This is a genomic window from Pseudomonas sp. NIBRBAC000502773 (genome assembly GCF_006517195.1).
Classification (GTDB): Bacteria; Pseudomonadota; Gammaproteobacteria; order Pseudomonadales; family Pseudomonadaceae; genus Aquipseudomonas; species Aquipseudomonas marginalis.
The window spans coordinates 5,247,528-5,267,890 of the sequence record NZ_CP041189.1 but is presented as its reverse complement, the minus strand read 5'-3'; the positions used below and the strand labels follow the sequence as shown (position 1 = coordinate 5,267,890).

The following is a 20,363-nucleotide window of genomic DNA, read 5'->3' as shown; positions in this document are numbered from 1 at the left end:
CTATTTAGCAGCAAGCTTTCAAGCCGCAAGCCCCAAGCCCAACTGCCTTATCCGGCAATCTGTCACTTGAGACCTGCAGCTGCTTCTATCAGATATCCAGCAGCAGACGAGCCGGGTCTTCCAGCAGGTTCTTGATGGTCACCAGGAAAGTCACGGCTTCTTTACCATCGATCAGGCGGTGATCGTAAGACAGCGCCAGGTACATCATTGGGCGGATCACGACTTGGCCGTTGATGGCCATCGGACGCTGGATGATGTTGTGCATGCCCAGGATCGCGGCTTGTGGCGGGTTAACGATCGGCGTCGACATCATCGAACCGAAGGTACCACCGTTGGTGATGGTGAAGGTACCACCGGTCATCTCGTCGATGGTCAGCTTGCCGTCACGGGCTTTCTTGCCGAAGCCGGCGATGCCGCCTTCGATTTCAGCCAGGCTCATCAGTTCGGCGTTACGCAGGACCGGGACCACCAGGCCACGGTCGCTGGACACGGCAACGCCGACGTCTGCATAACCGTGGTAAACGATGTCGCCGCCGTCGATGGAAGCGTTGACTGCCGGGAAGCGTTTCAGCGCTTCGGTGGCCGCTTTCACGAAGAACGACATGAAGCCCAGGCGCACGCCGTTGTGGGACTTCTCGAACAGATCCTTGTACTTCGAACGCAGGGCCATGACTTCGGTCATGTCGACTTCGTTGAACGTGGTCAGCATCGCCATGTTCGACTGTGCCTCAACCAGGCGCTTGGCCACGGTGGCACGCACGCGGGTCATCGGTACACGCTTCTCGGTGCGGTCGCCGGCAGCGAACACAGGCGCAGCGGCAGCCGGGGCAGCAGCCTTGGCAGGCGCGGCAGCCGGAGCGTTTTTCTTGGCTTCAACAGCAGCGACCACGTCTTCCTTGGTCACACGGCCGTCTTTGCCGGTGCCTTTGATGGACGCCAGGTTGATGCCGTTTTCTTCAGCCAACTGGCGAGCAGCCGGTGCAGCGATTGGATCTTCTGCGCCAGCAGCCGGAGCGGCAGCAGGCGCCGAAGCAGCGGCCGGTGCAGCAGCGGCAGCAGGAGCAGGAGCGGCAGCGCTGCCCTCTTCGATCGAGCCCAGTACCTGGTTCGACAGAACGGTAGCGCCCTCTTCGGCAACGATTGCGCCCAGCACGCCGTCAGCTTCGGCCAACACTTCCAGCACGACTTTGTCGGTCTCGATGTCGACGATCAGGTCGTCACGCTTGACGGCCTCACCTGGTTTCTTGTGCCAGGTGGCAACGGTGCCATCGGCAACCGATTCCGGGAATGACGGGGCTTTGATTTCGATAGCCATTATCTGTGGGTCCTTAAAATTCGGTTTCAGTCAGCGCGAAGGCGTTAAACAGTGAAAGCATCTTGCAGCAGTTTTTCCTGCTGCTCGGCGTGCATCGACGCATAACCACACGCAGGTGCAGCGGAAGCATCACGGCCGGCGTACTCCAGGCCCAGGGCCTTGTTGTGGTTACCGATGCTGCGACGCAGGTGATGCTGGCTGCTGTACCACGCGCCCTGGTTCATCGGCTCTTCCTGACACCACACCACGTTAGTGAGGTTGGTGTAAGGCGCGATGGCCTCCATCAGGTCGTCTTCCGGGAACGGATAAAGCTGCTCGATACGCACGATGGCGATGTCTTCGCGGCCTTCGGCACGGCGTTTTTCCAGCAGGTCGTAGTAGACCTTGCCGCTGCACAGCACCAGGCGAGTCACCTTGGCCGGGGCCAGCGTGTCGATTTCTGGAATAACGGTCTGGAACGAGCCATCGGCCAGATCTTCCAGGGTCGAGATGGCCAGTTTGTGACGCAGCAGCGACTTCGGCGTCAGCACGACCAGCGGCTTGCGCAGCGGGCGGATTACCTGGCGACGCAGCAAGTGGTAGATCTGTGCCGGGGTAGTCGGCACGCATACCTGGATGTTGTGCTCGGCGCACAGCTGCAGGTAACGCTCCAGACGAGCCGAGGAGTGCTCAGGACCCTGACCTTCATAGCCATGTGGCAGCAGCATGGTCAGACCGCACAGGCGACCCCACTTGTGCTCGCCGCTGGTGATGAACTGGTCGATAACCACCTGGGCACCGTTGGCGAAGTCGCCGAACTGGGCTTCCCAGATCACCAGCGCGTTCGGCGTGGTGGTCGAGTAACCGTATTCGAACGCCAGTACGGCTTCTTCGGACAGGAACGAATCGTACAGGTCGAAACGTGGCTGGCCTTCGTAGAGGTGCTTCAGCGGAACGTAGGTGCCTGCGTCTTTCTGGTTGTGCAGAACCGCGTGACGGTGCGAGAACGTACCACGGCCGATGTCCTGGCCAGTCATGCGGATCGGGTGACCTTCGAACGCCAGGGTCGCGTACGCCATGGTTTCGGCATAACCCCAGTTGATCGGCAGGCCGCCGGCTTGCATCTTCTGACGGTCTTCGTAGATCTTCGCAACCTGGCGCTGCACCACGAAGCCTTCCGGAATTTCCAGCAGCTTGGCGGACAGTTCCTGCAGGGTCTTCAGATCGAACGACGTGTCGTGACGCGCCGTCCAGGTGTGACCCAGGTACGGACGCCAGTCAACGAACAGCTCTTTGTTCGGCTCCTTGACCAGGCTTTTTACGACATGCAGACCATTGTCCAGCGCGTTGCGGTATTCATCGATCTTCGCCTGAACACGTTCATCGTCAACGATACCGGCCTTGGTCAGGCTTTCGGCATACAGCTCACGGGTAGTGCGCTGCTTGGTGATCTGCTGGTACATCAACGGCTGGGTGCCGCTTGGTTCGTCGGCTTCGTTGTGACCGCGACGGCGGTAGCAAACCAGGTCGATCACCACGTCACGCTTGAACTGCATGCGGTAGTCGACAGCCAGTTGGGTCACGAACAGCACGGCTTCCGGATCATCGCCATTCACATGGAGGATCGGCGCCTGGATCATCTTGGCAACGTCGGTAGCGTACTCGGTGGAACGCGCGTCCAACGGGTTGCTGATGGTGAAGCCCACCTGGTTGTTGATGACGATGTGAACGGTACCGCCGGTCTTGAAGCCGCGGGTCTGCGACATCTGGAACGTTTCCAGGACCACGCCTTGACCGGCGAATGCCGCGTCACCGTGGATGGAAATCGGCAGGACCTTTTCACCGGTAGTGTCGTTACGACGATCCTGGCGAGCACGGACCGAACCCTCGACCACTGGAGAAACGATTTCCAGGTGGGATGGGTTGAAGGCCATGGCCAGGTGAACTTCACCGCCGGTGGTCATCACGTTGGACGAGAAGCCCTGGTGGTATTTAACGTCACCGGAACCCAGCTCGACCTTCTTCTTGCCTTCGAACTCGTCGAACAGCTCACGCGGGTTCTTGCCGAAGGTGTTGACCAACACGTTCAGGCGACCACGGTGGGCCATGCCGATCACGATTTCCTTGGTGCCGTAGGAACCGGAACGCTGGATCAGCTCGTCGAGCATCGGAATCAGGCTCTCGCCGCCTTCCAGGCCGAAACGCTTGGTGCCTGGGTATTTGGTACCCAGGTATTTTTCCAGGCCCTCGGCTGCGGTCACGCGCTCAAGCAGGTGGCTGCGCACGTCGGCGGACAATACCGGACGGCCACGCACGCCTTCCAGGCGATGCTGGAACCAGTGGCGTTGCTCGGAATCGGTGATGTGCGTGAACTCAGCGCCGATGGTGCGGCAATATGTCTGCTGCAACGCTTCGTGAATTTCGCGTAGGCTCGCTTCCTCTTTGCCGATGAACAGGTCGCCGGCACGGAAGGTCGTATCAAGATCGGCATTGGTCAAGCCGTAATGATTGATCGACAGGTCTGCAGGTGCAGGACGCTGCCACAGCCCCAGCGGGTCAAGCTGGGCTGCCTGGTGGCCACGCATACGGTAGGCCTGGATCAGTCGCAGTACTTCAACTTGCTTCTTCTCGTGCTCACTGCTCACGCTGCCGGCGGAAACCGGTTGGGCGCGGCGCCGGTTCTTTGCCAGCAGCACGAACTGATCGCGAATTGTTGCGTGCGATACATCGGTGGCAGCGTTGCCGTCTGAAGACAACGTCTGAAATTTGGTGCGCCATTCTTCTGGCACAGCGTTAGGGTCGTGCAGGTAGAGCTCATAAAGCTCTTCCACATAGGCAGCGTTACCACCTGAAAGATAGCCGCTGTTCCACATGCGCTGCATCACGCTTTCTTGCATGCTTGGTCACCCTCGATTTGGGGACACCACCGGCGAAAACACCGAGTTTGCTTGCAAAAGGCCAAGTGCAGCGACCAAAACAAGCCACTTAGGATCACGCTGATAGTTCGGGTACCAACCCGAATGCCCCTGCTTGTCTCATTTCTTCAAAATAAGAGCTGCGGCTTTGTAAGTCGCTGCTCAAGTTAAAACTACGGCGCCGGTTGAAGCCTGCGCCGTAGCATTTACGGGCACAACGGTCCTGCTTTGTTACAACGTCAGTTACACACCGCTTTGCAGCAGCATGTTACGGATGTGACCAATAGCCTTAGTCGGGTTCAGGCCTTTAGGACATACGTTGACGCAGTTCATGATCCCGCGGCAGCGGAATACGCTGAACGGGTCATCCAGCGAAGCCAGACGCTCGGACGTCTTGGTGTCACGGCTGTCTGCCAGGAAGCGATACGCTTGCAGCAGGGCAGCAGGACCCAGGAACTTGTCCGGGTTCCACCAGAAGGACGGGCACGAGGTCGAGCAGCAAGCGCACAGGATGCACTCGTACAGACCGTCGAGCTTTTCACGCTCTTCCGGGGACTGCAGACGCTCGATGGCCGGAGCCGGCGTGTCGTTCTGCAGGAACGGCTTAACTTTCTCGTATTGCTTGTAGAAGATGCTCATATCGACGACCAGGTCACGGATAACCGGCAAACCTGGCAGAGGACGAACGATCAGCTTGTTGCCTTTGACAACGGCGGACAGCGGCGTAATGCACGCCAGGCCGTTTTTGCCGTTGATGTTCATGCCGTCGGAACCGCACACACCTTCACGGCAAGAGCGACGATAGGAGAAACCTTCGTCCTGCTCTTTGATCAGTGCCAATACATCCAGCACCATCAGGTCTTTACCACCGGTATCGACCTGGAACTCCTGCATGAACGGCGCAGCGTCCTGATCAGGGTTGTAGCGATAAACACTGACTTTCAACATGGCAGCCACCCTTAGTAAGTCCGAATCTTCGGTTCAAACGTCGGAACCGTCTTCGGCGAGAAGTTCACGGCACGCTTGGTTACGCGCTTGTCACCCGGGAAGTACAGGGTGTGGCACAACCAGTTTTCGTCATCGCGATCTTCAAAGTCTTCACGAGCGTGGGCACCACGGGATTCCTTACGAACCTCGGCGGCGATCGCAGTCGCTTCAGCCACTTCCAGCAGGTTTTGCAGTTCAAGGGCTTCGATACGAGCGGTGTTGAACGCCTGGCTCTTATCGTTGATCTTGACGTTGGCGATGCGCTTGCGCAGATCGGCCAGCTGGGCAATACCCTTCTGCATGTATTCGCCGGTACGGAATACACCGAAGTAGTTCTGCATGCAGTTTTGCAGCTCGCGACGCAGAGTTGCCACGTCTTCGCCATCAGTGCGCTCGTTCAGAGCGTTCAGGCGCGCCAGGGCGGCCTCGATGTTGGCGTCGGTGGCGTCATCGTATTCGATGCCGTCGGTCAGGGCTTTTTCCAGGTGCAGGCCAGCCGCGCGGCCGAATACCACCAGGTCGAGCAGCGAGTTGCCGCCCAGACGGTTGGCACCGTGTACCGATACGCAAGCCACTTCGCCTACCGCAAACAGACCGTGGATGATCTCGTCCACGCCTTCGGCGTTCTGGGTGATCGCCTGGCCATGAATGTTGGTCGGAACACCGCCCATCATGTAGTGGCAGGTTGGAACAACCGGAACCGGAGCAACCACCGGGTCCACGTGGGCAAAGGTCTTGGACAGCTCACAGATACCCGGCAGGCGGCTGTGCAGCACTTCTTCACCCAGGTGATCGAGCTTCAGCAGTACGTGGTCGCCATTCGGGCCACAGCCGTTACCGGCGATGATTTCCTTGACCATCGAACGGGCAACGACGTCACGACCCGCCAGGTCTTTCGCGTTCGGAGCATAACGCTCCATGAAACGCTCGCCGTGCTTGTTGATCAGGTAACCGCCTTCACCACGGCAACCTTCGGTGACCAGTACACCGGCGCCGGCGATGCCGGTCGGGTGGAACTGCCACATTTCGATGTCTTGCACCGGCACGCCGGCACGCAGTGCCATGCCGACGCCGTCACCGGTGTTGATCAGGGCATTGGTGGTGGAAGCGTAGATACGGCCTGCACCGCCGGTCGCCAGAACGGTAGCCTTGGCGCGGATGTAGGTGGTTTCACCGGTTTCGATGCAGATGGCGATCACGCCAACGAATGCACCGTCGGCGTTCTTCACCAGATCCACTGCGTAGTATTCGTTCAGGAACGTGGTGCCGGCTTTCAGGTTGCCCTGATAAAGCGTGTGCAGCAGCGCGTGACCGGTACGGTCGGACGCGGCGCAGGTACGGGCAGCCTGGCCGCCTTTACCGTAGTCCTTCGACTGGCCGCCGAATGGACGCTGGTAGATGCGACCCTGTTCGGTACGGGAGAACGGCAAACCCATGTGGTCCAGCTCGAACACCGCGGCCGGGCCTTCCTGACACATGTATTCGATAGCGTCCTGGTCACCGATGTAGTCGGAACCCTTGACGGTATCGTACATGTGCCAGCGCCAGTCATCATTCGGGTCGGCGGACGCGATGGCGCAGGTGATGCCCCCCTGGGCCGATACGGTGTGGGAGCGAGTCGGGAATACCTTGGTGATCACGGCAGTCTTGTGACCGCCCTGGGCCAGCTGCAGCGCTGCGCGCATGCCGGCACCGCCGCCACCAATAATGATGGCGTCGAAGGAAATAGTTGGAATGTTAGCCATGAATCAGATACCCCAAAGAATCTGCACACCCCAGACGAAGTAAGCGAACATCGCGACGCCGCATACTGCCTGGAAGAGGAAACGGACTGCGGTCGCGGACTTGCCCAGCGCCATCGGCGTCAGGTAGTCGGTCGCGATGGTCCACATGCCGACCCAGGCGTGAGCGCCCAGGGCTACAAGGGCCAGCAGGCTGAAGATTCGCATCGCATTGTGGGAAAACAGCCCGTGCCATTGCTCGTAGCCAATGCCCGGGTTTGCGACGAGGTATCCGATCAGGAAAATGAAATAAGCCGCGAGAACGACCGCAGACACACGCTGCGCCATCCAGTCATAGAGGCCCGAACGCGATAGGTTCGTAACGCTGGTTACCATATCCAAACTCCTGCCAGAACGATCAGCACCACGGAAATGGCGATGATGATTTTCGAGCCCAGGCGGCCGCCTTCCAGCGTCTCACCGATGCCCATGTCCATGATCAAGTGGCGCACACCGGCTACCAGGTGATACAGCAGAGCGGACAGGAGGCCCCATGCTACGAACTTGGCCAGCGGGCTGGTCAAGCATGCCTTCACCTCGGCGTATCCTTCCTCGGAACCCAGGGATTTGCTCAATGCATAAAGCATGATGCCCAAGCCCAGGAACAGGATGATGCCGGAAACACGGTGCAGGAACGACGTAACGCCGGTGATGGGGAGTTTGATGGTCCTTAGGTCTAGGTTTACAGGTCGTTGGCTATTCACGGCTTTTTTTCACACTGAAGAGCCCCTAACAATCAGGGCAAAGTTGTTGGGGAGTGCGACTGGTCAGGTAAGCACCACCCAGGGAGTGCGACCCCCAATGAAAGCAAGCCCAAAAGCCCTTGGCGGTCGGTGGCCGAGTATAGACAGTTAGGTTACTAATGACAACGCGCGCACCTCACCCTAATAGCGGATTGCGCTGGCGGGATAAAAGGCGTAAATGGCAGGCAATTTCGAGGAAAAAGTCCGGTTAAAGCCTTCTGGGGCAAGACTTTAGGCAAATTGACATCTGAATTTATCTCACTATAGTGGTGCGGGCCCTGCGTGGGGGTCTGTCTGATGATTTGAAGCATAAATAGGAGGCCACATGGCTGACAAAAAAGCGCAGTTGATCATCGAGGGCGCAGCCCCCGTCGAGCTGCCCATTTTAACCGGCACCGTTGGTCCCGATGTTATCGACGTACGGGGCCTGACGGCCACGGGCCGTTTCACTTTCGACCCAGGCTTCATGTCGACCGCCTCCTGCGAGTCGAAGATCACCTATATCGACGGCGACAATGGCATCCTGCTGCACCGGGGCTACCCGATCGAGCAACTGGCGGAAAAATCGGACTATCTGGAAACCTGCTACCTGCTGCTAAATGGCGAATTGCCAACAGCCGAGCAAAAAGCCCAGTTTGTCAGCACCGTGAAGAACCACACCATGGTTCACGAACAGTTGAAGACCTTCTTCAACGGCTTCCGTCGCGACGCTCACCCGATGGCGGTCATGTGCGGCGTGGTCGGCGCCCTGTCGGCCTTCTATCACGACTCCCTCGACATCAATAACCCGCAGCATCGCGAAATTTCCGCGATCCGCCTGGTTGCCAAGATGCCGACCCTGGCCGCAATGGTTTACAAGTACTCCATGGGCCAACCCATGATGTACCCGCGCAACGACCTGACGTACGCGGAAAACTTCCTGCACATGATGTTCAACACCCCGTGCGAGATCAAACCGATCAGCCCGGTGCTGGCCAAGGCAATGGACCGGATCTTCATCCTCCACGCCGACCACGAGCAAAACGCCTCCACCTCCACCGTGCGCCTGGCAGGCTCTTCGGGTGCCAACCCGTTCGCCTGTATTGCCGCCGGTATCGCCGCACTGTGGGGCCCTGCCCACGGCGGTGCGAACGAAGCCGTATTGACCATGCTCGATGAAATCGGCGATGTGTCCAACATCGACACGTTCATCGCCAAGGCCAAGGACAAGAACGATCCGTTCAAGTTGATGGGCTTCGGTCACCGGGTCTACAAGAACCGCGACCCACGCGCCACCGTCATGAAGCAGACCTGCGACGAAGTGCTGAAGGAACTGGGCATCAACAACGATCCGCAACTCGAACTGGCCATGCGCCTGGAAGAGATCGCCCTGACCGACCCGTACTTCATCGAACGCTCCCTGTACCCGAACGTCGACTTCTACTCGGGGATCATCCTCAAGGCGATCGGCATTCCAACCAGCATGTTCACCGTGATCTTCGCCCTGGCGCGGACCGTGGGCTGGATCTCCCACTGGAAAGAAATGCTCTCCAGCCCGTACAAGATTGGCCGTCCACGCCAGCTGTACACCGGCTACGAGTCGCGTGACATTACCAAGCTGGAAGATCGCAAGTAAGCAATCAGCCGCTTAGCTGCACTGAACAAGGCCTCCTCTGGAGGCCTTGTTCGTTTTGCCGCAGCGACCATGCCTGCAACGACACATCCCAATCGGTAGCGAGCAACTCGAACGCCGCCCCCCCGGTATTTGCCGGCGCGACTTGACGCCTCCCCGGTACTGATCTTGAATCCAGCGTACCGCTAGGTATCCGTAGTCAGCGCTCACTTTCCGGCCGATGTGCCCCGCGCTGCCCTCTGCATGCAGCCAAACCCGTCGCCGGGTTTCTTGAACTGGCTCCTGCTTGCAGGTAAAGGATTTGCCATGGCTAATCTGGTGATTTGCTGCGACGGTACCTGGAATACCCCCGACCAACTCGATCAGGGCGTCCCCGCCCCCACCAACGTGGTGCGACTGTTTAACGCCCTGGCCGACCTCGACGCCCAGGGCGTCGCGCAAACCAAATACTATCACCCAGGTGTCGGCACCAACGGCAGTTGGTGGGATAAAGCCGTCGGCGGCGGCACCGGCGCCGGCCTTGATAACAACATCATGAGCGCCTACCAGAAGCTCTGTTACTGCTACCAGCCCGGCGATGCGATCTATCTGTTCGGCTTCAGCCGCGGGGCCTACACGGTGCGCAGCCTTGCCGGATTCATCGGCCGCTGCGGGCTGTTGCGGATCGCCGGACTACCGCCAGCAGAGGTCTGGACACGCATTCAGGCGCTGCTCACCTACGGCTACCGACGTAAAACCGAAGAGCGTGGAGACTGGAGCGCCCAGGGCTGGGAATTCCACAACAAGGCCGGCGAACCCATCCCGATTCAGTTCATTGGGGTCTGGGACACCGTTGGCGCGCTGGGCATCCCCGACGACATGGCTTTGCTCAACCTGCTCGACAATCGCGAACGCTACACCTTCCACGACACCACGCTACACCCCTCGGTCAAGCATGCGCGTCACGCACTGGCGATGGACGAACGCCGCGCCTCGTTCCAGCCGACGCTGTGGAACCAGCCATCATCGAAGGACACCGAACTCAAGCAGATCTGGTTTCCCGGCGTGCACTCGGACGTCGGCGGCGGCTATCAAAACTGCGGCCTGGCCGATGGCGCACTGCTGTGGATGCTGGATGAAGCGAGCGCGACGGGCCTGGATTTCGCGGCGGATATTGTCAAGCAGATCAAGCCCGACCTCTACGACACCATGCACGACTCCTGCGACGGCGTGTTCAATGTGCTGGCGACTCAGCCGCGCAGCGTGGCCAACCTCAACACGCAACCGGCACTGTTCCACAGCTCCGCACTGGCGCGGCAGAAAACCCCACCCATCACTCAATCGCCTTACCGCAAGGCGCGCCTGCTGACACCCCCGACCCCGCTGGTACTGGACATCTCAGCACGCCTGCCGTGGAACGAAACCGGCCTATGGCTCAACGCGGGCACGACGTACACCTTCAGCGCCAGTGGCGAGTGGCTGGACGCTTCGATCGTCTGCGACCCTGATGGCCCAGTTGACAACCATTTCCAACCCGGTGAACTGTCCTACCTGGCCGGCACCGCACTGGGCAAACTGGAAAACTGGTACGGCAAGCTGTTCAACAACAGCGATGCAAACTTTTACTTCACCCGCCGCCACGAGAATTACCCCTGGTTCAGCCTTATCGGCGCCATCACCAACAGCGATGGTGTTGACGCCAAGGGCATCCTGCTGAAACCGGAGTCCTTCCTCATCGGCCACGGCTGCACCTATACGCCCAAACGCTCAGGGTATCTGTATGCCTATGCCAACGACGCGTGGAATTGCTACGGCAATAACAAGGGGCATGTTGCGTTGACGATTCAATAATCCGTGGCTCATCACCCACTCGCTTGAGGGAGTACGCTCCATGACGGATAAACCCGCTGAACAAAAAATGGGCGCCGAGCTGTCTTCGCTGCTCAACTTCATACCCAGCGCTTACTACGACCTGATTGCGCGAGTGTGCCCAGGAATGGCGTTCTGGGTAGCACTGGCCTACAAGATGGATTTCATCATCACGCCCAGCAAACCGAACGCGCTGGCTTCCGGGGCCGATCTGTTCATTCTGATTTTGCTCAGCTACGTATCAGGCATTGTGCTGACCGGCTTCTGTGTCATCTGGGACGCTATATCGATCTTCATCCTGGAGCGCGTGCCCTTCTGCAAGGTATTGAACCTGGACAACGGCGCCACCTTTACCCAGCGCTGGAAGCAGGTTTCCGTGCATATCGATCAGGTGGGCAAAGCAAATGACACCGCCGGCCGCATCCTGGTCAAAGCCATGGCCGAAGTGACACTGTGCCAAAACCTGCTGAGCGGCCTGATCGTGCTCATGTTCATCGGCTTTTTTTCCGACGGCGTAAAATTCTACGCAGTGCAGCCTTACTACCTCTATTACTCGTTCATCGGCGGCGCGCTGTTCCTTGCCATGATGTTTCGCCAAGTGATGTTTCTTGGACGCGTGATGGGCCTGCACGCGCTGTATACCGACAACATTCCCCCGCCAGCTATAACCGTGACCGCCGAAGTAAATCCGCAGCCATAAAAAAATGCCCCGGCCTTTCGACCGGGGCATTCCTTACCCAACAACAAACTTAGTGATTAACCGCCCCACTCGCCCCCAGGCCAGTCTGCGAACGCACAAACTGCGGGAAGTACAGCGCGCGCTCTTTCTCTGCCGCCGCCGACTTGTCGGTGATTGAGAAGAACCAGATACCGATGAACGCAATGATCATCGAGAACAGCGCCGGGTATTCGTACGGGAAGATGGCTTTTTCGTGATGCAGGATCGAGACCCAGATGGTCGGACCCAGGATCATCAGGCCAACGGCACTGATCAGGCCCAGCCAGCCGCCAATCATCGCGCCACGGGTGGTGAGGTTTTTCCAGTACATGGAAAGCAGCAACACCGGGAAGTTACAGCTGGCGGCAATCGAGAACGCCAGGCCGACCATGAACGCGATGTTCTGGCTTTCGAACAGGATGCCCAGGCCAATCGCCAGCACTGCCAGGGCGATGGTGGTGATCTTCGATACGCGAATCTCATCCTTTTCGTTGGCCTTGCCTTTCTTGATCACGCTGGCGTACAGGTCATGGGACACCGCCGAAGCACCGGCCAGGGTCAAGCCGGCAACCACGGCCAGGATGGTGGCGAAGGCCACCGCCGAGATGAAGCCCAGGAAGATACTGCCACCCACCGCGTTGGCCAGGTGCACCGCCGCCATGTTGTTACCGCCCAGCAAGGCGCCTGCTGCATCCTTGAACGCCGGGTTGGTGCTGACCAGCAGGATCGCGCCGAAGCCGATGATAAAGGTCAGGATATAGAAGTAGCCGATGAAGCCCGTGGCATACAGCACGCTCTTCCGCGCTTCCTTGGCATCGCTTACGGTGAAGAAGCGCATCAGGATGTGCGGCAGGCCGGCGGTACCGAACATCAGTGCCAGGCCCAGGGAGAACGCGGAGATCGGGTCTTTCACCAGGCCGCCGGGGCTCATGATCGCTTCACCTTTAGGGTGAACCTTGATCGCCTCGGAGAACAGCGTGTTGAAGTCGAAGTTGACGTGCTTCATCACCATCAGCGCCATGAACGAAGCACCGGACAGCAACAGCACCGCCTTGATGATCTGCACCCAGGTGGTCGCCAGCATGCCGCCGAACAGCACATACAGGCACATCAGGATCCCGACCAGGATCACCGCCACATGGTAGTCGAGGCCGAACAGCAGCTGGATCAGCTTGCCCGCCCCCACCATTTGCGCGATCAGGTAGAACGCCACCACCACCAGGGAACCACAGGCCGACAGGCTGCGGATCTGGGTTTGCCCGAGGCGATAGGACGCCACGTCGGCAAAGGTGTACTTGCCCAGGTTACGCAGGCGCTCGGCGATCAGGAACAGAATGATCGGCCAGCCCACCAGGAAGCCGATTGAGTAGATCAGGCCGTCGTAGCCGGAGGTGAACACCAGTGCGGAAATACCCAGGAAGGACGCGGCCGACATGTAGTCGCCGGCAATCGCCAGGCCGTTCTGGAAACCGGTGATCTTGCCGCCGGCCGCATAGTAGTCGGCCGCCGACTTGTTGCGCTTGGACGCCCAGTAGGTGATGCACAGGGTGGCACCGACGAACGCGACGAACATCACGATCGCCGAGATGTTCAACGGTTGCTTGTGCACTTCACCGGTCAATGCGTCCGCCGCCCAAACGGCCGGAGCAAACAGCGAAGCGCCGAATACAGCCAATAGACGCCGGATCATTGCGCAGCCTCCTTGAGAATCGCATTGTTCAGGTCGTCAAACTCGCCGTTGGCCCGGCGCACATAGATGCCGGTCAGGATGAAGGCGGACACAATCAGGCCGACGCCCAGGGGAATGCCCCAGGTAATCGACGAACCGGGACTGAGCTTGGCCCCCAGTACTTGTGGCCCGTAGGCGATCAACAGGATGAATCCGGAGTACAGCCCTAGCATGATCGCCGAGAGAATCCAGGCGAACCTTTCCCTTTTTCTTACCAGCTCCTTGAAACGCGGGCTGTTTTGAATCGAGAGGTAAATGCTGTCGTTCATTGTTTTTATCCTCGCAGCACAGCTTTTTTATTATTGGTACGTATCCACTGTATGCGGCTACGGAACAGGTTCCAGACGACCTTAGTATTAGACGGAGTGTAGCGAGGGATTGAGAGGGCGCAGAAACATTTGCGGGTGACGAAAATAATGTGGGAGGGGGCTTGCTCCCGATAGTGGTGAGCCAGTCAGATCATTGACGACTGACACACCGCAATCTGGGGCAAGCCCCCTCCCACAGGGGTTGTATCAAGGCATTGGGGGGGGGTTATTTACCGGTCCACTCGGCTACGCGCTCAGGGTGCTTGGCCACCCAATCCTTGGCCGCTGCATCAGGCTTGGCGCCTTCCTGGATAGCGAGCATGACTTCGCCGATCTCATCCTTGGAGGCCCACTGGAATTTCTTCAGGAAGGCCGCGACTTCCGGCGCTTTCTTCTCCAGGCCCTTGCTGCCGATGCTGTTGACGGTTTCAGCAGCACCATAAATCCCTTTTGGATCGTCCAGGAAACGCAGTTTCCACTTGGCGAACATCCAGTGTGGCACCCAGCCGGTGACCGCAATGGATTCCTGCTTGTCTTCGGCACGGGTCAGCTCGGCGATCATCGCCGCACCCGAACTGGCTTGCAGTTTGTAGTCGAGGCCGTACTGCTTGATGGCTTCGTCGGTCTTGAGCATCACGCCTGAACCGGCGTCAATGCCGACGATCTTGTTCTTGAAGGTGGTGTCGGTCTTGAGGTCTTCGATGGACTTGGCCTTGACGTACTCCGGCACGATCAAGCCGATCTTCGCATCCTTGAAGTTGGGGCCGTAGTCGACCACCTTGTCCTTGTTCTTGGTCCAATACTCGCCGTGGGTCACGGGCAGCCAGGCGGAGAGCATGGCATCGAGCTTGCCGGTGGCCACGCCCTGCCACATGATCCCGGTGGCGACCGCTTGCAGTTTGACGTCATAACCGAGCTTTTCCCTGATCACCTCTGCCGCCACATGCGTGGTGGCAACGCTGTCGGACCAGCCATCTACATAACCGATGCTCAGGGTTTTGCTGTCGGCGCTGGCCAGTGTGGAGCTCATCGCAACTACCAGAGTGGCAGCTGCGCCCAAGAGTCGTCGCATCTTCATCGTACTTCCCCGAAAGTGCTGCGCCCGACGGATGTCGAGCGACGTCAACCTGTTGTTATGTGGTGCGCCGCGCCCCCTTCACGCGCATCGATCCGGCTGCTGCGACATCAGTGGAGTGCTGACACCTCGATCATCAACCTGCCGCCGCCTTCGACCTGCTCTGTCAGCGACCTCATGCAAGCAAGAAACGACATCACATCGCCAGTAGGATTTTTTGTAGGACTTAACCCCACGATCCCGCCTGAACTTTGCATGTCAAAATTATGCAGCCCCACTGGGATAGCGCAAATCCGGGTAAGATGCGCGCCTTTGCTCCCCCAGATAAGCCGACCATGCCCGCCACTGCCCGCTTCCCTGCCTTGCCCTATTGCTTCGCTTTGATCCTCGGCCTGCTGACCCTTGTCGGCTACTGGTATGGCCTCGGCCGGCCGGTGGTGCTGCCGGATGTGGCCAGTGCCAGTCACAAGCTGCAATGCGCGTCGTACACACCGTTCGACAAGGACCAATCGCCCTTCGATCAGCCGCTCAAGCTGCGCCCTGAGCGCATGGACGCCGACCTGGCCCTGCTGGCCACACGCTTTGAGTGCGTGCGCACCTACACCATGATCGGCCTGGAAGCCTTGCCGGACCTGGCGCGCAAGCACGGCCTGAAGGTGATGGCGGGTGCCTGGGTCAGCAGCGACCCGGTAGCGACCGAAAAAGAGGTCGACCAACTGATCGCCTCGGCGAATGCCAACCCCGATGTGGTTACCTCGGTGATCGTCGGCAACGAAGCGCTGCTGCGCAAGGAAGTCACCGCCAAACAGCTGGTGGCGCTGATCCATAAGGTCAAAAGCCAGATCAAGCAGCCGGTCACCTACGCCGACGTCTGGGAGTTCTGGCTGCAGCACCCGGAAATCGCTCCGGCGGTGGACTTCCTGACCATCCACCTGCTGCCTTACTGGGAAGATGACCCCTCCGGCATCGACCAGGCCCTCAAGCATGTGGGCGATGTACGCCAGACTTTTGGCAACAAATTCGCGCCCAAGGACATATTGATCGGCGAGACCGGCTGGCCCAGCGAAGGCCGCCAGCGCGAAACCGCGGTACCGAGTCGTGTCAACGAAGCCAAGTTCATGCGTGGCTTCGTGGCCATGGCCGAGGCCAATGGCTGGCACTACAACCTGATCGAAGCGTTTGACCAGCCGTGGAAGCGCGCCAGTGAAGGTGCCGTGGGCGGTTACTGGGGCCTGTTCGATGCCGACCGCCAGGACAAGGGCATCCTCGCCGGGCCGGTGACCAATGTGCCGCACTGGCCGCTGTGGCTGGGGGTCGGTGGGATTATCCTGCTGGGCACGCTGGTGCTCGGTGGTCGCGTCCGCAGCACGCGCGCCGCGATCGCCCTGCCCCTGCTGGGTGCTGTGGCTGCCTGCGCCATCGGCACCTGGGCCGAACTGACCCGCGTGACTGCGCGCTTCAACGATGAGTGGGCATGGGCCGGTTTACTCGTGGCGCTGAACCTGCTGGTGCTGGCCCACGCGGCCCTGGCCCTGAGTGCCCGTGAAGGCTGGCGCGAACGCCTGTTCAACTGGCTGGAACAACGCGCCTGCTGGCTGGTGGCAATCGCCGGGTTCGCGGGCGCCATAATGATGCTGGCACTGGTGTTTGACCCACGCTACCGCAGCTTCCCGAGTGCGGCGCTGCTGCTGCCGGCGTTGGTGTACCTGGTTCGTCCGGTGGCCGGGCCACGCCGGGAGATTGCCTTGCTGACCTTTATCATCGGGGCCGGCATTGCGCCACAGCTGTACCGTGAAGGCTTGCTGAACCAGCAGGCATGGGGTTGGGCATTGGTAAGCGGGTTGATGGTTGCGGCTTTGTGGCGGTGCTTGCGGATGCGCAAGGCTTAAGAGCGCCATCGGGGGCAAGCCCCCTCCCACCTTTGGACTGCGTTCTCATGTGGGAGGGGGCTTGCCCCCGATTGGCCTTATCAGGCGCGCCGCGACTGCCTGACCAACCGCAACCCCGCAATCACCACCGCAAACACCGCAAACGAGGTGTTGTACAACGCCAGGGCAGGCAGCCCGAACGCCAGCCCCAGTACCGCCAAGCCCCATCCCGCACGGCCCGGCACGAAAAACGCCAGCACCGAGGTCACCAGCGCGGCCCAGCCCAGCACCTTGAAGTGAATCATCAAGCCCAGGTTCGAACGCACCTGGCATTCCCAGCGGCTGGCCTCGTCGGCACAGATGCCGACCCACTGGCCATCTTCCATAAAGCCGTAACGCGCGCCATAACTGGCAGCCAGCCATAACGGCAGGGCAATAAGCAGCAAAATCAACGGCAAGCGGCGGGACATGGAGCACTCCGATAGGCAAAAACGGCGCTCAGCTTAATGCGCCAGCGGCCGTTAGCAAGGTGCATACACACAATTAGTGTTCACTAATGCATGGCAAAGTGTATCGTCTCGCTACTATTACCCCGAATCCGACGTTATTTTCCGACTTTTCGTGCCGAGAGCTGGCACTTCGGTGGCAACGCGGTGGTCATAGCCTGCGAACTTCATTAAGCACGTTTCCTCTTAGGGATTAAGTCATGCTCCGTTCCTTGCGCTGTGCTGCCTTACTGGGCAGCCTTTTTTTGAGTGCGTCAGCACTGGCCGTCGATATCGACCAAGCCAGCTATGGCTACCCTTTGACCAACCCGTTCGAAGCGACCATCGCCACCACCCCGCCCGACCTTCGGCCGACATTGCCGACCGACGACCAGATCAACCAGTCCGACTACACCCTGAACATGCGCCCCGAGCGCGAGTTCAGCCTGCCGGACAATTTCTGGGCAGTGAAGAAGCTCACTTACCGCATCGCCAAGCAGGACCGCGCCGCGCCGCTGATCTTCCTGATCGCGGGCACCGGTGCGCGGTTTGACAGCAGCATCAACGAATACCTGAAAAAACTGTATTACCAGGCCGGCTACCACGTGGTGCAACTGTCGTCGCCCACCAGCTTCGACTTCATCGCCTCGGCATCGCGCTTCGCCACCCCCGGCATCAGCCAGGAAGATGCCGAAGACATGTACCGCGTGATGCAAGCCGTGCGCGCCCAGAACGCTTCGCTGCCGGTGACCGACTTCTACCTCACCGGCTACAGCCTCGGTGCGCTGGATGCGGCGTTTGTCAGCAAGCTCGACGAGACCCGCCGCAGCTTCAACTTCAAGAAAGTGCTGCTGCTCAACCCGCCGGTCAACCTCTACACCTCGATCACCAACCTCGACAAGCTGGTACAGACCGAGGTCAAGGGCATCAACAACACCACCACCTTCTATGAACTGGTGTTGAACAAGCTGACCCGTTACTTCCAGCAAAAGGGCTACATCGACCTCAACGACGCCCTGCTCTACGACTTCCAGCAATCCAAGCAGCACCTGACCAACGAACAGATGGCCATGCTGATCGGCACCTCGTTCCGCTTCTCAGCGGCCGACATCGCCTTTACTTCGGACCTGATCAACCGCCGTGGCCTGATCATCCCGCCGAAGTACCCGATCAGCGAAGGCACCAGCCTCACGCCGTTCCTCAAGCGTGCGCTGCAATGCGACTTCGATTGCTACCTCACCGAACAGGTGATCCCGATGTGGCGCGCCCGCTCCGACGGCGGCAGCCTGTTGCAACTGGTTGACCAGGTCAGCCTGTACGCCCTCAAGGACTACCTCCACGCCAGCCCGAAAATCGCCGTCATGCACAACGCCGACGACGTGATCCTCGGTCCGGGCGACCTCGGCTTCCTGCGCAAGACCTTCGGCGATCGCTTGACCGTCTACCCCCTGGGCGGCCATTGCGGCAACCTCAATTACCGCGTCAACGCCGACGCCATGCTGGAGTTCTTCCGTGGCTAAATATCTTCTGCTGCTTGCCGCCCTGATGTGCGCAGGCGTTGCCAATGCCGACAACAGCAAGGCTCACGCGCCTGTGGTGATGGACTCCGACGGATTCAAGGAGCCGTTGAGCAAACTCAAGTTCAACCCGGGCCTGGACCAACGCGAATTCGAACGCTCGTCGGTCAACGCCCTCAACGTGTATGACCCGCTCGAATCGTGGAACCGCCGCGTGTACCACTTCAACTACCGCTTTGACCAATGGGTGTTCCTGCCGGTGGTCGACGGTTACCGCTACGTCACGCCAAGCTTCCTGCGCACCGGCGTGAGCAACTTCTTCAACAACCTGGGCGACGTGCCCAACCTGTTGAACAGCCTGCTGCAACTCAAGGGCCACCGTTCCCTGGAAACCACCGGGCGCCTGCTGCTCAACACCACCGTCGGCATCGCCGGCCTGTGGGACCCGGCGACCGCCATGGGGCTGCCGCGCCAGAGCGAAGACTTCGGCCAGACCCTGGGCTTCTACGGCGTGCCCGGCGGTGCCTACCTGGTGCTGCCGATCTTCGGCCCGTCGAACCTGCGCGACACTGGCGGCTTGCTGGTGGACTACACCGCCGAGTCCCAGATCAACTTCCTCAACGTCTCCGAAGTCAGCTCCAACCACCCGGAAATCTGGGCCCTGCGCGCGGTGGACAAGCGCTACCAGACCAGCTTCCGCTACGGTCAGATGAACTCGCCGTTCGAGTATGAGAAGGTGCGGTATATCTATACGGAATCACGCAAGTTGCAGATTGCCGAGTAAATAACGCCGACAAAAAAGGCCATTCGAATGAATGGCCTTTTTTTTGCGCGCAGTGGCGGTAACAGCAGCATGACGGGAACCAGCCGCACAGCTACGCCACACAGAGTCCGGTCACCCCACAGACAAGCCTGACAAACATCAGGCGGATGAGGCGGTTACCCACCTTGAACTTTGAGTGGATATTTCAATATGACGCAATCTATTTCCTCCAGCCCTTCCTCCGCCCCTACTGCGTATAGCCCTCAAGCAGCCGAACCGCAGGCATCGAAGAACGCTGGCACGGGCGCTCCCACAGGTGCTTATGGCAGGCCTGCCGGCGATCACCGCGGCGCAGAAAAAATCTTCAACGACAATCCGGCGCTCAAAGACGTGCTCAAACAGGACGGCCCTTTCTCCAACGACTTTCTTAACAAGCTCAAAAAGCAGACCGGCGATTGGGGCCCCGCCAACGACAATTCTGAATCGCGTGCGGATGCGGCCTATAACCTGTCGAAAGTGGTGAACCACATCGATGGTCGCGAAGGCCTCAAGCGGCAGGGTTCATCGCAACAAGGCGATCACCGCATGCAGGGCTTTGGCCAGTTCGGCAGTGTGTCCGCCGGTTCCGAAGCGCAGTTGCTCAAGGCTTTCAGCGAAAAAGGCTACAGCGCCTTGCAATAACCCCCTGAAGTAAACGCGGCGGGCGTGCCGCTGAACTCA

The 20,363-nt window shown here is 59.5% G+C and carries 17 protein-coding genes; 7 read left to right on the top strand and 10 right to left on the bottom strand.

Features of this window, described 5'->3' with window-relative positions:
• Window positions 1-88: 88 nt before the first annotated feature.
• From odhB to sdhC, 6 genes are all read right to left on the bottom strand, one after another.
• Window positions 89-1,315, bottom strand: coding sequence for a 2-oxoglutarate dehydrogenase complex dihydrolipoyllysine-residue succinyltransferase (gene odhB, locus NIBR502773_RS24455; protein ID WP_065939928.1), 1,227 nt, complete (start codon window positions 1,313-1,315; stop codon window positions 89-91).
• Window positions 1,316-1,359: 44 nt separating this feature from the next.
• Window positions 1,360-4,191, bottom strand: a complete 2,832-nt coding sequence (locus NIBR502773_RS24450) for a 2-oxoglutarate dehydrogenase E1 component (protein WP_141157156.1) — start codon at window positions 4,189-4,191, stop codon at window positions 1,360-1,362.
• Between the two features lie 261 nt (window positions 4,192-4,452).
• On the bottom strand, window positions 4,453-5,157 hold the full coding sequence (locus tag NIBR502773_RS24445; protein WP_003172807.1) for a succinate dehydrogenase iron-sulfur subunit: 705 nt from the start codon (window positions 5,155-5,157) through the stop codon (window positions 4,453-4,455).
• Between the two features lie 11 nt (window positions 5,158-5,168).
• A complete protein-coding gene (sdhA, locus tag NIBR502773_RS24440; protein ID WP_053255229.1) occupies window positions 5,169-6,941 on the bottom strand; it encodes a succinate dehydrogenase flavoprotein subunit in 1,773 nt (590 codons plus the stop codon).
• Window positions 6,942-6,944: 3 nt separating this feature from the next.
• Window positions 6,945-7,313, bottom strand: coding sequence for a succinate dehydrogenase, hydrophobic membrane anchor protein (sdhD, locus tag NIBR502773_RS24435; RefSeq protein WP_003172805.1), 369 nt, complete (start codon window positions 7,311-7,313; stop codon window positions 6,945-6,947).
• Window positions 7,307-7,681, bottom strand: a complete 375-nt coding sequence (gene sdhC, locus NIBR502773_RS24430; protein ID WP_003172804.1) for a succinate dehydrogenase, cytochrome b556 subunit — start codon at window positions 7,679-7,681, stop codon at window positions 7,307-7,309. The genes sdhD and sdhC overlap by 7 nt, the downstream gene beginning before the upstream one ends.
• A gap of 364 nt (window positions 7,682-8,045) precedes the next feature.
• Here sdhC and gltA point away from each other — a divergent pair, with 364 nt between their 5' ends.
• The 3 genes from gltA to NIBR502773_RS24415 all read left to right on the top strand — a co-directional run bounded on the left by gltA (window position 8,046) and on the right by NIBR502773_RS24415 (window position 11,880).
• On the top strand, window positions 8,046-9,335 hold the full coding sequence (gene gltA, locus NIBR502773_RS24425) for a citrate synthase (protein WP_027607056.1): 1,290 nt from the start codon (window positions 8,046-8,048) through the stop codon (window positions 9,333-9,335).
• A gap of 303 nt (window positions 9,336-9,638) precedes the next feature.
• Window positions 9,639-11,162, top strand: coding sequence for a DUF2235 domain-containing protein (locus NIBR502773_RS24420; protein ID WP_141157155.1), 1,524 nt, complete (start codon window positions 9,639-9,641; stop codon window positions 11,160-11,162).
• A 40-nt stretch (window positions 11,163-11,202) separates the two neighbouring features.
• The gene (locus NIBR502773_RS24415; RefSeq protein ID WP_141157154.1) at window positions 11,203-11,880 is read left to right on the top strand and encodes a hypothetical protein; all 678 of its coding nucleotides are present in this window, start codon (window positions 11,203-11,205) and stop codon (window positions 11,878-11,880) included.
• Window positions 11,881-11,929: 49 nt separating this feature from the next.
• Here NIBR502773_RS24415 and NIBR502773_RS24410 read toward each other — a convergent pair whose 3' ends face one another.
• The 3 genes from NIBR502773_RS24410 to NIBR502773_RS24400 all read right to left on the bottom strand — a co-directional run bounded on the left by NIBR502773_RS24410 (window position 11,930) and on the right by NIBR502773_RS24400 (window position 15,013).
• Window positions 11,930-13,588: a cation acetate symporter gene (locus NIBR502773_RS24410; RefSeq protein ID WP_115488109.1), complete on the bottom strand. Its 1,659-nt coding sequence runs from the start codon at window positions 13,586-13,588 to the stop codon at window positions 11,930-11,932.
• A complete protein-coding gene (locus NIBR502773_RS24405; protein WP_049709234.1) occupies window positions 13,585-13,896 on the bottom strand; it encodes a DUF485 domain-containing protein in 312 nt (103 codons plus the stop codon). Before NIBR502773_RS24405 ends, NIBR502773_RS24410 begins: the two co-directional genes overlap by 4 nt.
• A gap of 265 nt (window positions 13,897-14,161) precedes the next feature.
• Window positions 14,162-15,013 (bottom strand): glycine betaine ABC transporter substrate-binding protein, encoded by an 852-nt coding sequence (locus tag NIBR502773_RS24400; RefSeq protein ID WP_027607053.1) that lies wholly within the window; start codon window positions 15,011-15,013, stop codon window positions 14,162-14,164.
• Between the two features lie 332 nt (window positions 15,014-15,345).
• Here NIBR502773_RS24400 and NIBR502773_RS24390 point away from each other — a divergent pair, with 332 nt between their 5' ends.
• Window positions 15,346-16,899: a glycosyl hydrolase family 17 protein gene (locus tag NIBR502773_RS24390; protein WP_141157153.1), complete on the top strand. Its 1,554-nt coding sequence runs from the start codon at window positions 15,346-15,348 to the stop codon at window positions 16,897-16,899.
• Between the two features lie 80 nt (window positions 16,900-16,979).
• Here the strand turns inward: NIBR502773_RS24390 and NIBR502773_RS24385 are convergent, their stop codons facing one another.
• Entirely contained in the window at window positions 16,980-17,348 is a 369-nt protein-coding gene (locus NIBR502773_RS24385) for a hypothetical protein (RefSeq protein WP_092358527.1), read from the bottom strand.
• A 236-nt stretch (window positions 17,349-17,584) separates the two neighbouring features.
• On the opposite strand from NIBR502773_RS24385, the gene NIBR502773_RS24380 reads away from it, so the two are divergent.
• The 3 genes from NIBR502773_RS24380 (at window position 17,585) to NIBR502773_RS24370 (ending at window position 20,324) form a co-directional block, all read left to right on the top strand.
• Window positions 17,585-18,883, top strand: a complete 1,299-nt coding sequence (locus NIBR502773_RS24380; RefSeq protein ID WP_065939932.1) for a serine/threonine protein kinase — start codon at window positions 17,585-17,587, stop codon at window positions 18,881-18,883.
• Complete coding sequence (locus tag NIBR502773_RS24375) at window positions 18,876-19,664, top strand: VacJ family lipoprotein (protein ID WP_027607049.1); 789 nt, start codon at window positions 18,876-18,878, stop codon at window positions 19,662-19,664. Before NIBR502773_RS24380 ends, NIBR502773_RS24375 begins: the two co-directional genes overlap by 8 nt.
• A gap of 189 nt (window positions 19,665-19,853) precedes the next feature.
• Window positions 19,854-20,324 (top strand): hypothetical protein, encoded by a 471-nt coding sequence (locus tag NIBR502773_RS24370; protein WP_141157152.1) that lies wholly within the window; start codon window positions 19,854-19,856, stop codon window positions 20,322-20,324.
• Window positions 20,325-20,363 lie beyond the last annotated feature (39 nt).